Origin of the sequence: Paraburkholderia sp. BR13444 (assembly GCF_040948755.1) — a bacterium.
Classification (GTDB): domain Bacteria; phylum Pseudomonadota; class Gammaproteobacteria; order Burkholderiales; family Burkholderiaceae; genus Paraburkholderia; species Paraburkholderia youngii.
Genome location: NZ_JBFPKM010000020.1, coordinates 61234 through 73873 on the forward strand (window position 1 = coordinate 61234; position 12640 = coordinate 73873).

14 protein-coding genes are annotated in these 12640 nt (G+C 68.5%); 7 read left to right on the forward strand and 7 right to left on the reverse strand.

Features of this window, described 5'->3' with window-relative positions; all coding sequences use genetic code 11:
- The first annotated feature begins 204 nt into the window (after positions 1-204).
- On the forward strand, positions 205-1038 hold the full coding sequence (panC, locus tag AB3X95_RS34445) for a pantoate--beta-alanine ligase (protein WP_176367052.1): 834 nt from the start codon (positions 205-207) through the stop codon (positions 1036-1038).
- 60 nt (positions 1039-1098) lie between these two features.
- Positions 1099-1485, forward strand: coding sequence for an aspartate 1-decarboxylase (gene panD / locus AB3X95_RS34450; RefSeq protein ID WP_018431692.1), 387 nt, complete (start codon positions 1099-1101; stop codon positions 1483-1485).
- A gap of 48 nt (positions 1486-1533) precedes the next feature.
- Here panD and AB3X95_RS34455 read toward each other — a convergent pair whose 3' ends face one another.
- Positions 1534-2172 carry a ParA family protein gene (locus AB3X95_RS34455; protein WP_176367012.1) on the reverse strand — a complete coding sequence of 213 codons (639 nt, stop codon included), beginning with the start codon at positions 2170-2172 and terminating at the stop codon, positions 1534-1536.
- A gap of 245 nt (positions 2173-2417) precedes the next feature.
- Between AB3X95_RS34455 and AB3X95_RS34460 the strand changes: the two genes are divergently transcribed.
- Positions 2418-2837, forward strand: a complete 420-nt coding sequence (locus AB3X95_RS34460) for a PaaI family thioesterase (protein WP_176121155.1) — start codon at positions 2418-2420, stop codon at positions 2835-2837.
- Positions 2838-2894: 57 nt separating this feature from the next.
- Here AB3X95_RS34460 and AB3X95_RS34465 read toward each other — a convergent pair whose 3' ends face one another.
- Positions 2895-4421: a cobyric acid synthase gene (locus AB3X95_RS34465; RefSeq protein ID WP_368623621.1), complete on the reverse strand. Its 1527-nt coding sequence runs from the start codon at positions 4419-4421 to the stop codon at positions 2895-2897.
- A gap of 89 nt (positions 4422-4510) precedes the next feature.
- Between AB3X95_RS34465 and cobU the strand changes: the two genes are divergently transcribed.
- Genes cobU through AB3X95_RS34485 form a run of 4 tightly spaced genes read left to right on the forward strand, consistent with a single transcriptional unit; the run spans position 4511 to position 8121 of the window.
- Positions 4511-5065 (forward strand): bifunctional adenosylcobinamide kinase/adenosylcobinamide-phosphate guanylyltransferase, encoded by a 555-nt coding sequence (cobU, locus tag AB3X95_RS34470; protein WP_184227840.1) that lies wholly within the window; start codon positions 4511-4513, stop codon positions 5063-5065.
- On the forward strand, positions 5065-6006 hold the full coding sequence (cbiB, locus tag AB3X95_RS34475) for an adenosylcobinamide-phosphate synthase CbiB (RefSeq protein ID WP_184227838.1): 942 nt from the start codon (positions 5065-5067) through the stop codon (positions 6004-6006). The genes cobU and cbiB overlap by 1 nt, the downstream gene beginning before the upstream one ends.
- A gap of 33 nt (positions 6007-6039) precedes the next feature.
- Positions 6040-7116 carry a threonine-phosphate decarboxylase CobD gene (cobD, locus tag AB3X95_RS34480; protein ID WP_368623622.1) on the forward strand — a complete coding sequence of 359 codons (1077 nt, stop codon included), beginning with the start codon at positions 6040-6042 and terminating at the stop codon, positions 7114-7116.
- Positions 7117-7170: 54 nt separating this feature from the next.
- Positions 7171-8121: a cobalamin-binding protein gene (locus tag AB3X95_RS34485; RefSeq protein ID WP_368623623.1), complete on the forward strand. Its 951-nt coding sequence runs from the start codon at positions 7171-7173 to the stop codon at positions 8119-8121.
- A 53-nt stretch (positions 8122-8174) separates the two neighbouring features.
- Here AB3X95_RS34485 and cobC read toward each other — a convergent pair whose 3' ends face one another.
- From cobC to AB3X95_RS34510, 5 genes are all read right to left on the reverse strand, one after another.
- Positions 8175-8765 carry an alpha-ribazole phosphatase gene (gene cobC / locus AB3X95_RS34490; RefSeq protein WP_176121149.1) on the reverse strand — a complete coding sequence of 197 codons (591 nt, stop codon included), beginning with the start codon at positions 8763-8765 and terminating at the stop codon, positions 8175-8177.
- Positions 8750-9526 carry an adenosylcobinamide-GDP ribazoletransferase gene (locus AB3X95_RS34495; protein ID WP_176121148.1) on the reverse strand — a complete coding sequence of 259 codons (777 nt, stop codon included), beginning with the start codon at positions 9524-9526 and terminating at the stop codon, positions 8750-8752. Before AB3X95_RS34495 ends, cobC begins: the two co-directional genes overlap by 16 nt.
- Before the next feature lie 73 nt (positions 9527-9599).
- On the reverse strand, positions 9600-10661 hold the full coding sequence (gene cobT, locus AB3X95_RS34500) for a nicotinate-nucleotide--dimethylbenzimidazole phosphoribosyltransferase (protein WP_368623624.1): 1062 nt from the start codon (positions 10659-10661) through the stop codon (positions 9600-9602).
- A gap of 35 nt (positions 10662-10696) precedes the next feature.
- The gene (locus AB3X95_RS34505; protein WP_368623651.1) at positions 10697-11551 is read right to left on the reverse strand and encodes an ABC transporter ATP-binding protein; all 855 of its coding nucleotides are present in this window, start codon (positions 11549-11551) and stop codon (positions 10697-10699) included.
- Positions 11548-12612, reverse strand: coding sequence for an iron ABC transporter permease (locus AB3X95_RS34510; protein WP_176121146.1), 1065 nt, complete (start codon positions 12610-12612; stop codon positions 11548-11550). Before AB3X95_RS34510 ends, AB3X95_RS34505 begins: the two co-directional genes overlap by 4 nt.
- Between the last annotated feature and the right edge of the window lie 28 nt (positions 12613-12640).

Sequence of the window (12640 nt, forward strand, 5' to 3'; positions counted from 1 at the left end):
CTGGCGGGCCTCAGCGGGAACTGCGCGGCAAGCGCGCGGCGCGCCGCTCGGAAGTGCCGCCGCGATTCGGTGCGCCCGCTGCCCAAATCCACTACAATCCGCGCTCCGAACCCGTCATTTGCCGGCGAGGCGATGACCCGCGCGATTCCGCCAGGCGTCGCGCCAACCGGATCGCGCGCCGCGCGAGCCTATCCCTGTCCGATCATGAAAGTCATCAGCTCGATCCATGAATTGCGCGACCAGTTGCGCGGCCAGAATCGCACGGCCTTTGTGCCGACGATGGGCAACCTCCACGAGGGCCATCTGTCGCTGATGCGCCTCGCGCGCCAGCACGGCGACCCGGTCGTGGCGAGCATTTTCGTCAATCGCCTGCAATTCGGCCCGAACGAGGATTTCGACAAATATCCGCGCACGCTCGAAGCCGACATCGAAAAGCTGCAGAAGGAAGGCGTCTACGTGCTGTTCGCGCCGACCGAAAAGGACATGTATCCGGAGCCGCAGGAGTATCGCGTCCATCCGCCGCACGATCTCGGCGACATCCTCGAGGGTGAATTCCGCCCCGGCTTCTTCCACGGCGTCTGTACCGTGGTGATGAAGCTGATGTCGTGCGTACAGCCGCGCGTCGCGGTGTTCGGCAAGAAGGATTATCAGCAGCTGATGATCGTGCGCCAGATGTGCCACCAATTCGCGCTGCCGACCGACATCGTCGCCGCCGAAACCGTGCGCGACACCGACGGCCTCGCGCTCAGCTCGCGCAACCGCTACCTTTCGGCCGCCGAGCGCGCCGAGGCGCCGATGCTGGCCGCCGAACTCAATCGGGTGCGCAACGCGGTGCTCGCGGGCGAGCGCGACTTCGCGAAGCTCGAGGAGTCGGCCAAAGCGACGCTCGCGGCGCGCGGCTGGAATCCCGATTACATCGCGATCCGCAAGCGCTCGAACCTGATCGCGCCCGGCGCGCAGGACGCCAACGCACCGCTCGTCGTGCTGGCCGCCGCGAAACTCGGCGCGACCCGGCTCATCGACAACCTCGAAATCTGACGCCGCACCCGCCCGCGCAAACACAGTTACACTGCGCTGTCACACAGGATTGGATTGATCATGCAACGCAATATGCTGAAGTCGAAGATTCACCGCGTCGCGGTCACGCACTGCGAGCTCCACTACGAGGGCTCGTGCGCGATCGACGAAGACCTGCTGGAAGCGGCGAACATCGTCGAAAACGAGCGCATCGACATCTGGAACATCAACAACGGCGAGCGCTTCTCGACCTACGCAATCAAGGGTGAGCGCGGCAGCGGCATGATTTCGCTGAACGGCTCGGCCGCGCGTCGCGCGCAGCTCGGCGATCTGGTCATCATCGCGGCGTTCGCGGTGGTCGACGAGGCGGAGCTGAAGGCGGGCTGGAAGCCTGACCTCGTGTTCGTCGATGAAAACAACAAGATCAAGGGCAGCCGCGACCACGTGCCCACGCAGGCCTGGAGCTGAGCGAGGCATCAGCTCGATGCTTCACTGATGGCGGGCAGCCCCCCCGCCTCAGCCCTTCTTTCCCGCGCCGTTCGTCCACTCGACGATCGGCTGCCACTGCTCGAGATCCTTCTCCACGCGACTTTTCGCGACATCCCACAGCGTCAGGCCGTGCGCCGCGAGCTGCACGTAGTTCTGCGTGTCGCGCAGAAAGCCGAGCACCGGCAGCTTCAATCCCTCGACGAAGCGATGCAGCTGCTCGGCCGAGCGCGTGCGTGCATCGACGCGCATGCCGACCACGCCGATCTCGATCGCGCCCTTCCTGACCGCCTTTTCCTTCGCGAGCCGCTCAAGAAATTCCTGGGTCGCGAGAATATCGAACAGCGACGGCTGGAGCGGCACGATCACCTTGTCGGCGAGATCGAGCGCAATGTTCATGCGATTGCCATGCAGGCCGGCCGGCGTGTCGACGACCGCGTGCTCGAGGCCTTTCGGCGGCTTGGCCGGCGTGTCGGGATTGACCTCCCAGGTTTCGATGGTCGGCAGCGTGGAGGGCCGCAATTCGAGCCACGCATGCGCGGAGTGCTGCTTGTCGAGGTCGGCCAGCGCGACCCATTCGCCCTCCGCGGCGAAATAGCCGGCCAGATTGGTCGATAGCGTGCTCTTGCCCACGCCGCCCTTCGGATTCGCCACCACGATCACCGACATGAAATCTCCCGGAAAGAAGGCTGGACCGCTGCCAGCCGGTTTGCCGCGCTATTGCTCCGTACCCGCCGATCCGCTGTGACCGGCGCCGGCGGGCTCCATGAACGCTGCCGTTCGAAGTTCGGCTTCCAGGTACGCCCACCGGTTCAGCCGTTGATAATATCGACAAATCCCGCGCGGCCGAAACCCCCGCATCGCGAATCGGCCGCCGCAAACCGCCGTTTTTATCGACAAGGACCTGAAATCTCATGAGCAAACTGCGCCCGGAATACACCGTCGAACGCCTGCAGGAGCGCCAGAAGGGCACGCTGCCGGACCTGCTGGGCCTGCGCGTGCTGACCGTGGACCAAGGCACGCTGATCGCCGAACTGACCGTGCGCGAAGAGCTGCTCGCGCCGAACGGCTTCCTGCACGCGGCCACCGTGATCGGCCTCGCCGACACCGCCTGCGGCTATGCGTGCATCGCGCATCTGCCCGAAAATTCGCGCAATTTCACGACGGTCGAGCTGAAGAGCAACTTCCTCGGCACCGCCACGCAGGGCACGATCCGCGCGGTCGCGAAGGGTGTGCACCTTGGGCGCAGCACGCAGGTCTGGGACGCGACGGTCACTGGTCCCGATGGTAAGACCATCGCACTGTTTCGTTGCACGCAGATGGTGTTGTACTAAGCGACCCGCCCGCGCAGCAATGGCTTTCGATCCGATCGAAAAGGTCGGTGCAAAGCGTCACCCCAGCGCCGCAAACAGCCCGCGCATATCGACGTGCTCGGCGAGCGTGTCGGCCAGTCGCTCCAGCGACGCCTCGCGCAACGCCGGATAGTCCACCGCTTCGGCATCGCTCAACCCCGCCCACGCGAGCAGCGCCGCGCACGCGGTGGGCGTGTCGAACAGGCCATGCACATAGGTCGCGAGAATCTGGCCGTCGGAGGACAACGCGCCATCGGGACGCCCGAAGTCGGCGCCGCCCTCGCGCGGACCGGCGCGGTCGAGTCGCAGCGCCGGCGTATCCAATGCCGGCCCGCGCGTCTCGCCCATATGAATCTCGTAGCCGGCGACGTCCGGTGCGCCGGGCAGCGCGAGGCGCCCGCTCACGTTCTTCAGCGTCTTGTCGCGCGTGAGCACTGTCGCATAGTCGAGCCAGCCGAAGCCCGCAAAGGTGCCGGGCGCGCCTTCGACGCCATGCGGATCGGCGATCTCGCGGCCCAGCATCTGCATGCCGCCGCAAATGCCGATCACCCGGCCGCCATAGCGCAGGTGCCGCGCGAGCACCTCGCCCCAGCCCTGCGCGCGGAGAAACGCGAGGTCGTCCGGCACGTTCTTCGAGCCCGGCAGGATGATCAGATCGGCGGCCGGCGGCGGCGTACCCGCGCGCACATAGTGAAAATCGACCTGCGGATGCGCGCGCAACGCGTCGAAGTCGGTGTGGTTGCTGATGTGCGGCAGCACCGGCACGACCACGCGCAGCAGCCGGCGCGATCCCTCGCTCGCCGCCGCGTGCAGCTCGGGCGGCAGCATGTCCTCGGCGTCGAGCGTCAGGCCATGCAGATACGGCACGACCCCGAGCACCGGCTTGCCGGTCTTCGCTTCCAGCCAGTCGAGCCCGGGCTTCAGCAAACCGATGTCGCCGCGAAAGCGGTTGATGATGAAACCGCGCACCCGCGCCTGCTCGCTGTCGGACAGACAGGCGAGCGTGCCGGTCAGGTGCGCGAATACGCCGCCGCGGTCGATGTCGGCGACCAGCACGACCGGGCAATCGACCGCCTCCGCGAAACCCATGTTCGCGATGTCGCGCTCGCGCAGATTGATCTCGGCCGGACTGCCCGCGCCTTCGACGAAAATCGTGTCGTACGCCGCGCGCAGGCGCGCATACGACTCCAGCACCGCCTCGAACGCGACCGGCTTGTAGTCGTGATAGGCGCGCGCGTCGAGATTGATGCGCGCCTTGCCGTGAATGATCACCTGCGCGCCGCGATCGCTGGTCGGCTTCAGCAGCACCGGGTTCAGATCGGTGTGCGCGTCGATGCCCGCGGCGAGCGCCTGCAATGCCTGTGCGCGGCCGATCTCGCCGCCGTCGACGGTGACCGCGCTGTTCAGCGCCATGTTCTGCGGCTTGAACGGCGCGACCCGCGCGCCCGCGCGCCGCGCGAGGCGGCACAGTCCCGCGACCAGCGTGCTCTTGCCCGCGTCGGACGTGGTGCCCTGGATCATCAGCGTGCCGCGAGGCACGGGCAGGGTGTCGGGGGAAATGGGCATTCGGATCACGGCGGTGCAGGTGGAGGGTGGACAGTGGCGTTGCAATGGAATCGAGCGGCATTATCCCATCGCGCCGGTACAATCAGGGCATGACTCCCCGCGACCTCACCTTCGTCCTCGGCGGCGCCCGCTCGGGCAAGAGCGCGCATGCCGAGCGGCTCGCCGGCGACAGCGCCCTCCCCGTCACCTACATCGCCACCGCCCGCGTCACCGACGACGCCGAATTCAACGCGCGCATCGCGCATCATCGCGCGCGGCGGCCCGCCCAATGGGGGCTCGTCGAAGCGGACGACGATCTCGCGGGCGCGCTCGCGCAACACGACGCGCCGGGCCGGTGTCTGCTGATCGATTGCCTGACGCTGTGGCTCGCCAACCTGCTGTGTCCCGCCGACGGCGCCGCGCCGCCGCTGTCGCACTACTACGAGCAGGCCTCCGCGTTCGAAGCGGCGCTCGCCGGCGCGCGGGGCAAGATCATCGTCGTCAGCAACGAGATCGGGCTCGGCGTCGTGCCGCTTGGCGAAGCCACCCGCCTTTACGTCGACGAACTCGGCCGCCTCAATCAGCGCATCGCCGCACTGAGCAGCGCGGCCACGCTGATGGTCGCGGGACTGCCGCTCGCGCTGAAAAGCGCGAGCCGCTCGTAATGCCGCCGCTGACGATGCCGCTGATCGCGACGCTCGCGGTCGCGGGCGTCGCCGTCGATCGCTGGTTCGGCGAGCCGAGCCGCCGGCATCCGCTGGTCGGCTTCGGTAACTGGGCCGCGCGCATCGAGGCGCGCTTCAATCACGACCGGCGCCTGCGGCTCAAGGGGCTGCTCGCGTGGGCGCTCGCGGTGCTGCCGCCGGTACTGATCGCGTGGTGGCTGGTCGCCGTGCTGCCGTTGTTCGCGGCCTGCGCGCTGCATGTCGCGCTGCTGTGGTTCGCGCTCGGCGCGCGCAGCCTGCGCGATCACATCGCGCCGATCTCGCGGGCGCTCGGCCAGCACGATCTCGCCACCGCACGTGAGCTGACCGCGCGGATCGTGTCGCGCGACACCAGTCAGTCCGACGAAGCCGCGCTCGCGCGCGCCGCGGTCGAATCGGCGCTCGAAAACGGCAACGACGCGATCTTCGGCGCGCTGTTCTGGTTCGCGCTCGCGGGCGGGCCTGGCGCGCTCGGCTTTCGCCTCGCCAATACGCTCGACGCGATGTGGGGTTATCGCACGCCGCGCTTTCTGCGCTTCGGCTGGGCCGCCGCGCGCATCGACGACGTGCTGAACTGGATTCCCGCGCGGCTGACCGCCACCAGCTACGCGCTGCTCGGCGACACGCTGACCGCATGGCGCTGCTGGCGCGAGCAGGCGCCCCGCTGGGACAGCCCGAACGCGGGACCGGTGATGGCGTCCGGCGCCGGCAGCCTGAACGTGCTGATCGGCGGGCCCGCCGTGTATCACGGCACGCTCGAGCATCGGCCGACGCTGGGCTTCGGGCATCGCGCCGAGGCGCGTCATGTGGGCGCCGCGTTGATGCTGGTCGAACGCACGGTGATTCTGTGGCTGGCCGTACTGATCGTGCTGGCCTTGTTGAGCGTGCCGTTTCATGGCTGAGCGAAACGACACGCGTAGCGATGGGATGAGCGCATGACCGACTGGACACAAGCGCGTGAACACGCCGCAGGCGATCCGATCGCACACGGCGGCAACCTGCACGAAGCGGCGGCGCGCTACGGCATTCCGTACGCACAGTGGCTCGATCTGTCCACCGGCATCAATCCGCACGGCTATCCGGTGCCGCCGTTGCCCGCCGACGCGTGGCGTCGTTTGCCCGACGAAGGCGACGGCTTCGCCGAGCGGGCCGCGCGCTACTACGGCGCACCCGATGCCGCGCATGTGCTGCCGGTGGCCGGCAGCCAGGCGGCGATTCGCGCGCTGCCCGCGTTGCTGCCGCGCGCGACACTCGGCATCGCGCCGCTGACCTACGGCGAGTACGGGCCCGCGTTCGCGCGCGCCGGACACGAGGTCGCGCCGCTCGACGTTCAGCTCGACACGCTGCCCGCCGCGCTCACGCATGTCGTGATCGTCAATCCCAACAATCCGACGGCTACGCATCTCGATGCCGCGAGGCTGCTGCGCTGGCACGCACAGCTGCGCGAACGCGGCGGCACGCTGCTGGTCGACGAGGCTTTCGCTGATACGCTGCCGGCCGCGCGCGTCGCGTCGCTGGCGGCGCATACAGGGCGAGACGGGCTCGTCGTGTTGCGCTCGCCCGGCAAGTTCTTCGGGCTCGCGGGTGTGCGCGCCGGCTTCGTATTGGGCGCGCCCGCCTTGCTCGCCGCGTTGCGCGACAGCTTGGGCGCGTGGACGGTCAGCGGTCCCGCGCGTCATGCGGTGAGCGCCGCGTTCGCCGATGCCGCGTGGCAAACGCGGATGCGTGAGCGGCTGATCGGCGAAAGCGCGCGGCTTGCCGGGCTGTTGCATGCGCACGGTTTCGCGACTCGCGGCACGCCGCTTTTCGCATGGACGGACGATGCGCGCGCTACCGCATTGCACGAAGCGCTCGCGCGACGCGGCGTGTGGACGCGTCTTTTTCCGCCATCTCCCCGGATGCCGTCGGCCAGCGTGCGCTTCGGGCTGCCGGGCGATGAAGCCGAATGGACCCGCTTCGAACAACTGCTTCAACAGGCGGTTGATTCGATCGATACCGCGCGCTCGGGTTAGCGTACCGTCCTTCGCACCCCAGCCGTTCAACGCTTCGTGATCCGCCCTCGCCCGATGACCCGCTTCACTCGCTCCGCTCGCTTTGCCGCGCCCGCGCGCCACTTCATCCCTTGGTTCAGCGCCGCAGCGCTCGCTCTAACTGCGCTGAGCGCGCACGCCGCGATCACCGTCACCGACGACAGCGGCGCGACCGTCACGCTCGCCGCGCCCGCGCAGCGCGTGATCAGCCTCGCCCCGCACGTGACCGAATTGCTGTACGCCGCGGGCGGCGGCCCGAAGATGGTCGGCGCGGTGTCGTACAGCGACTATCCGCCCGAAGCGAAACAACTGCCACGCGTCGGCGACAACAAGGAGCTCGACCTCGAACGCATCGTCGCGCTGAAACCGGACCTGATCGTCGTGTGGCGGCATGGCAATGCGCAGCGTCAGCTCGAGCGCTTGCGCGAGCTGCACGTGCCGCTCTTTTTCAGCGAGCCGCGCCGTCTCGACGATATCGCCGTGTCGCTGACGAAGCTCGGCCGGCTGCTAGGCACCTCCGCGAGCGCGGACGCGGCGGCGGCCGCCTATCGCGACGACATCGGCCGCCTGCGCGCGCGGTATGCGAATCGCCCCGTAGTCAGCGTGTTTTATCAGGTATGGGACCGGCCGCTGATGACGCTCAACGGCGAGCACATGATCAGCGACGTGATCACGCTATGCGGCGGCCGCAACGTGTTCGCGGACTCGCAGCCGCTCGTGCCGACCGTATCGACCGAAGCGGTGCTCGCGGCGAATCCGCAGGCAATCGTCACGGCGGCGCCCGGCGCGACGCAGCCCGACACGACGCTGCCGCAACTCGACGCATGGCGCGCGTGGCCGCGTCTCGCGGCCGTCGCGAACGACAACCTGTTTGCGATCGACGGCGATCTGATCAATCGCCCCGCGCCGCGCATCGCGCAAGGCGCGCGGCAACTGTGCGAGGACCTCGAACTGGCGCGCTCGCGCGCAAACAAACCCGCGCCATGACGCTCCGCGGGTCGCGCAAAAAATACGCTCAGTTCTCCGCATGACCACGCGGGTCACGCATTCCATCGCACCAGCGACCACTGCAGCGTCTCGTCGTTACGCCGCAACCAGACGATCCCGGCCATATCGAGCGACCACTGCAGGCAACGCGCGAGCGGCACCTCCAGCACCCAAGACGCGATCGCGCGCATCACCCCCGCGTGCGTGACCACGTACGCGGGCGAGAGCTCGCGCGTCAGCGCGAATGCATCGAACCACGCTCGCACACGCGCGACGAATTGCGCGACGCTCTCGCCGCCATGCGCGCGCGCATGCTCGAAGTTGGCGGCCCAGTCGTCGAGCTGGGCGCGATCGATCGTATCCCAGCGCTGCGCTTCCCATTCGCCGAAGTCCATCTCCTTCAGACGCTCGTCGTGGCTGACCACGCAGCCGAAGTCGTTGGCGATCTCGTTCGCGAGCGCGGCGCAGCGCGTGAGCGGACTCGTGATCAGCACGCGCGGCGCCGGCACCTGCAAGCTCGCGAGCTTGACCGCCAACGCATTGGACGTGACCTCGGCGCTTTCCGCCAACGCGACATCACTATGGCCGTAACAAACCCCCGCCTCGAGCGCGACAGCGGGATGTCGAATCAGGACGATATCCATGCAAGCCCCACCAGATAGATGCTCAATTCGAAGATCTGCTGCGCGAAGCCGAGACAGTCGCCGGTATAGCCGCCGATGCGTCTGACGAAATAACGGCCCATCGCGAAGCGCAGCGCCAACAGCACGACACACGTGAGCGCGGCGAAACGCCAGTCGGGCGCGCCGGGGCCGTTCGGCCACAGCAGCCACGGCAGCCCGAACAGCGCGGCGCACAGCAGCGCCAGCCCGCTCAGACGCTGCGCGACCGGCTTGGCTTTGCCCGCGGCGCGCACATAGTCGAGCGTGGCCAGATAACTGATCGCGCACGCGCGGCTCGCGCCATGCGCCGCAACCATCAGACTTGCGGCGCAAAGCGGCGGCAACGCGGCGAGCGTTTGCCACTTGATCGCCAACGCGATCACGAGCGCGATGGCACCGAAAGCACCGATGCGCGAGTCGTGCATGATGCGCAATGCATCGTCTCGCGTATAGGCGCCACCGAACGCATCGACGCAATCGGCCAGACCGTCCTCGTGGAACGCGCCCGTCAAGAGCAGCGACGCGGCCATCGACAGCAGCACCGCGACGCCCGCCGGAAACACGCGCAGCGCGGCCAGATAGACGAGCGCGCTGAAGCCGCCGACCAGCACGCCGACGAGCGGAAAATAGCGCGCCGCCGCGTTCAGATAATGCGGCTCGTAGCCGACCCAGCGCGGCACCGGCACACGCGTGAAGTAACCGAGCGCCGTGAAGAAATAGCGCAGTTCCGCGAGCGGGTTCATGGACGTGTCGATCGCATGTTCACAGCGATTCGGCCCGAGCTTCGCGTTGCCGCGAAGCGTGGGTTCGAGCGCGTCACGGTTCGCGATCCGCGACGCCCGCGGAATCGAAGCTGGCCATCTCGTTGACGAAAGCCGCCGCCGCGCGCAGCAGCGGCACCGCGAGCGCGGCGCCCGTGCCCTCGCCGAGCCGCATGTCGAGCGACAGCAGCGGCTGCGCGCCGAAATGATCGAGCATGCGCCGATGGCCAGCCTCGTTCGACGCATGCGCGAACACGCAGTAGTCGCGCACGGCGGGCGCCAGCGCATCGGCGACCAGCAGCGCGGACGTCGCGATGAAGCCATCCACGAGGATCGTCATGCGCGCCTCGGCGGCCGCCATAAATGCGCCCGTCATCATCGCGATTTCGAAGCCGCCGAAGGTCGCGAGCACGTCGAGCGGCGCGCAGGCGTCGGGATGATGCGCGAGCGCCGCCGCAAGCACGTTGCGCTTCTTCGCGAGCCCGGCATTGTCGAGACCGGTGCCACGGCCGACGCAGTCGTCGATCGGCACGCCGCACAGACGGCTCATCAGACACGCGGCCGCCGACGTGTTCGCGATGCCCATCTCGCCGAAGCCGATCACGTTGGTGCCGAGCGCCGCGTGATGACGCACGCGCGCGGCGCCTGCCTGCATAGAGGCGAGTGCCTCGGCGTGCGTCATCGCGGCTTCGTGCGCGAAGTTGCGCGTGCCGGGCCCGACCGGAACGTCGACGACTCCGTCGGTGGACGGCAGCGGCGTCGCGATGCCCGCGTTGACCACTTCGAGTTCGAGACCGGCGACGCGGCTGAGCGCATTGATCGCCGCGCCGCCCGCGATGAAGTTCGCGACCATCTGCGCGGTCACCGCTTGCGGATACGGGCTAACGCCTTCGGCAGCGATGCCGTGATCGCCCGCGAACACGATCATCGCGGGACGCTGCACGCTGGGACGCGTACTGCGCTGGATCAGGCCCATCTGGCGCGCGAGCGTTTCGAGCCGGCCGAGGCTGCCGGGCGGTTTGGTGCGCGTATCGATGATCCGTTGCAGCTCGGCGCGCAGCGTCTGATCGAGCGGCGCGACTTCGGGCAAACCGGCCGGGAGTGGGATGCGAGTCATAGGTGTGATCGAAACAAGGTATAGGGGATAAATGGTCAGCCTGACTGTTCGTCATGACCGGTAGGTGATTCATGACGCGCGCGCGGCGCGGGAATCAGCGCCTCGTGCTCGCCATCGCGAATCAGAATCAGCGGATAGCCGAACGCGCGGCTCGTCAACGCGGGCGTCAGCACGTCGCGCACCGGGCCCGCATATGCGCCGCCCGCGCCGTCGAGCAGCAACGCGTGCGTCGCGAAGCGGCGCGCGAGGTTCAGGTCGTGGCATGAGAACAGCACGCTGCGCGGTATCTTGCGTCCCGGTTCGCGCGTCCATGCAACAAGCGCTTCGAGGCAGTCGATCTGGTGATGCAGGTCCAGATGCGACAACGGTTCGTCGAGCAGCAACAGCGGCGCGTCCTGGCACAGCACTGCCGCGAGCGCGACGCGCTGACGCTCGCCGCCCGATAGCGACAGCACGTCGCGCGCCGCAAAGCCCGCAAGGCCGAGCGATTCGAGCGCCGCCTGCGCAGCCGCGCGATCTTCATCGCGCTCCCAGCCCCAGCCGCCCAGATGCGGGAAGCGATTCAGCAGCACGATGTCGAGCACGCTGGCATTGAACGCATCGGCCGCGCTTTGCGGCATCAGCGCGCGGCGCCGTGCGAGCGGCAGCGGCTGCCAGTCGGCCACGCGCACGCCATCGAGTTCGACATGGCCCGCCGCCGGATGCAACAGGCCCGCCAGCGTCGACAGCAAGGTGGTCTTGCCCGCGCCGTTCGGCCCGGCGATACACCAGACTTCGCCCGCATTGAAGGTGTGCGTGAACGCGTCGAGCAAGGTGCGCGCGCCGGCGCGCAGTGTCAGGCGCTGCGTGCTCAGCATCGAAGAGGTGGGGCTGGGTTCGGCTTGCATCATCGGCGGCGTTTGAGCAGCATCCACAGGAACACCGGCACGCCGACCAGCGACGTGATCACGCCGACCGGCAATTGCGCGGGCGCAATCACGGTCCGCGCAATCAGATCCGCGCCCATCACCGCGACACCGCCGCCGAGTGCAGCCGCCGGCAGCAGCATGCGCTGGTCGTTGCCGAACGCGAGCCGCAGCATATGCGGCACGACGAGACCGACGAAGCCGATCGTGCCCGCGGTCGTCACCGCCGCGGCCGCCGCCAGCGACGCGACCAGGTACACGCGCAAACGCAGTGGCATTACCGCGACGCCGAGCGCTTGCGCGGCTGCGTCGCCGCGCAGCAGCACGTTCAGACGCGGCGCGGCTGGCATGATCGCGAGCAACACGAGCGCGAGCGCGATCAGCGCGGTCCACGGCAGCGCGCCGCCATTGAGGTCGCCGGTCAGCCAGAACAGCATGCCGCGCAGACGGCTATCGGGCGCGAGATTGAGCAGCAGCGTGATCATCGCGCCCCACCCGGCCGCGATCACCGCGCCCGTCAGCAGCAAACGCGGCGACGTGTCCTGCGGCTCGCCGCGCCACAGTTCGCGACGCGCGAGTCCGAGCACCAGCAGGATCGACACGAACGCACCCGCGAACGCGCTCGCATCGACGATCCACCATGCGCCGCCCGCGATCATCGCGACCAGCGCGAAGCTGGCCGCGCCGCCCGACACGCCGAGCACGTACGGCTCGGCCAGCGGATTGCGCAGCAGCACCTGCAGCAGCGCGCCGGCGAGCGCGAGCAACGCGCCGCACGCGAAGCCCGCGAGCGCGCGCGGCAATCGCAACGTGCGCACGATTTCGCCGGTGAGATCGTCGCTGCCCGCAGCGCCGAACGTGTGCGTTGGCACGAGCGCCGCAAGCACGCGCGACGGCGCGAGCGGCACGCTGCCGAGCACCAGCGACGCGCCGAGCAGCGCGATGGCGGCGAGCGCGAGCCCAAGCCAGATCGCAGCCGCGCGTTTCGCGTTCATCGGGCGCGGCGTTGCCATCGCGGCGGACAGCGAACCGGACGCGCGACTCATCCGCGTGCCCTCACGCATGCGGCCAACC

Coding starts and splice junctions, on each gene's coding strand:
- panC (WP_176367052.1), top strand. CDS start 205: ATGAAAGTCATCAGCTCGATCCATGAATTGCGCGACCAGTTGCGCGGC.
- panD (WP_018431692.1), top strand. CDS start 1,099: ATGCAACGCAATATGCTGAAGTCGAAGATTCACCGCGTCGCGGTCACG.
- AB3X95_RS34455 (WP_176367012.1), bottom strand. CDS start 2,172: ATGTCGGTGATCGTGGTGGCGAATCCGAAGGGCGGCGTGGGCAAGAGC.
- AB3X95_RS34460 (WP_176121155.1), top strand. CDS start 2,418: ATGAGCAAACTGCGCCCGGAATACACCGTCGAACGCCTGCAGGAGCGC.
- AB3X95_RS34465 (WP_368623621.1), bottom strand. CDS start 4,421: ATGCCCATTTCCCCCGACACCCTGCCCGTGCCTCGCGGCACGCTGATG.
- cobU (WP_184227840.1), top strand. CDS start 4,511: ATGACTCCCCGCGACCTCACCTTCGTCCTCGGCGGCGCCCGCTCGGGC.
- cbiB (WP_184227838.1), top strand. CDS start 5,065: ATGCCGCCGCTGACGATGCCGCTGATCGCGACGCTCGCGGTCGCGGGC.
- cobD (WP_368623622.1), top strand. CDS start 6,040: ATGACCGACTGGACACAAGCGCGTGAACACGCCGCAGGCGATCCGATC.
- AB3X95_RS34485 (WP_368623623.1), top strand. CDS start 7,171: ATGACCCGCTTCACTCGCTCCGCTCGCTTTGCCGCGCCCGCGCGCCAC.
- cobC (WP_176121149.1), bottom strand. CDS start 8,765: ATGGATATCGTCCTGATTCGACATCCCGCTGTCGCGCTCGAGGCGGGG.
- AB3X95_RS34495 (WP_176121148.1), bottom strand. CDS start 9,526: ATGAACCCGCTCGCGGAACTGCGCTATTTCTTCACGGCGCTCGGTTAC.
- cobT (WP_368623624.1), bottom strand. CDS start 10,661: ATGACTCGCATCCCACTCCCGGCCGGTTTGCCCGAAGTCGCGCCGCTC.
- AB3X95_RS34505 (WP_368623651.1), bottom strand. CDS start 11,551: ATGATGCAAGCCGAACCCAGCCCCACCTCTTCGATGCTGAGCACGCAG.
- AB3X95_RS34510 (WP_176121146.1), bottom strand. CDS start 12,612: ATGAGTCGCGCGTCCGGTTCGCTGTCCGCCGCGATGGCAACGCCGCGC.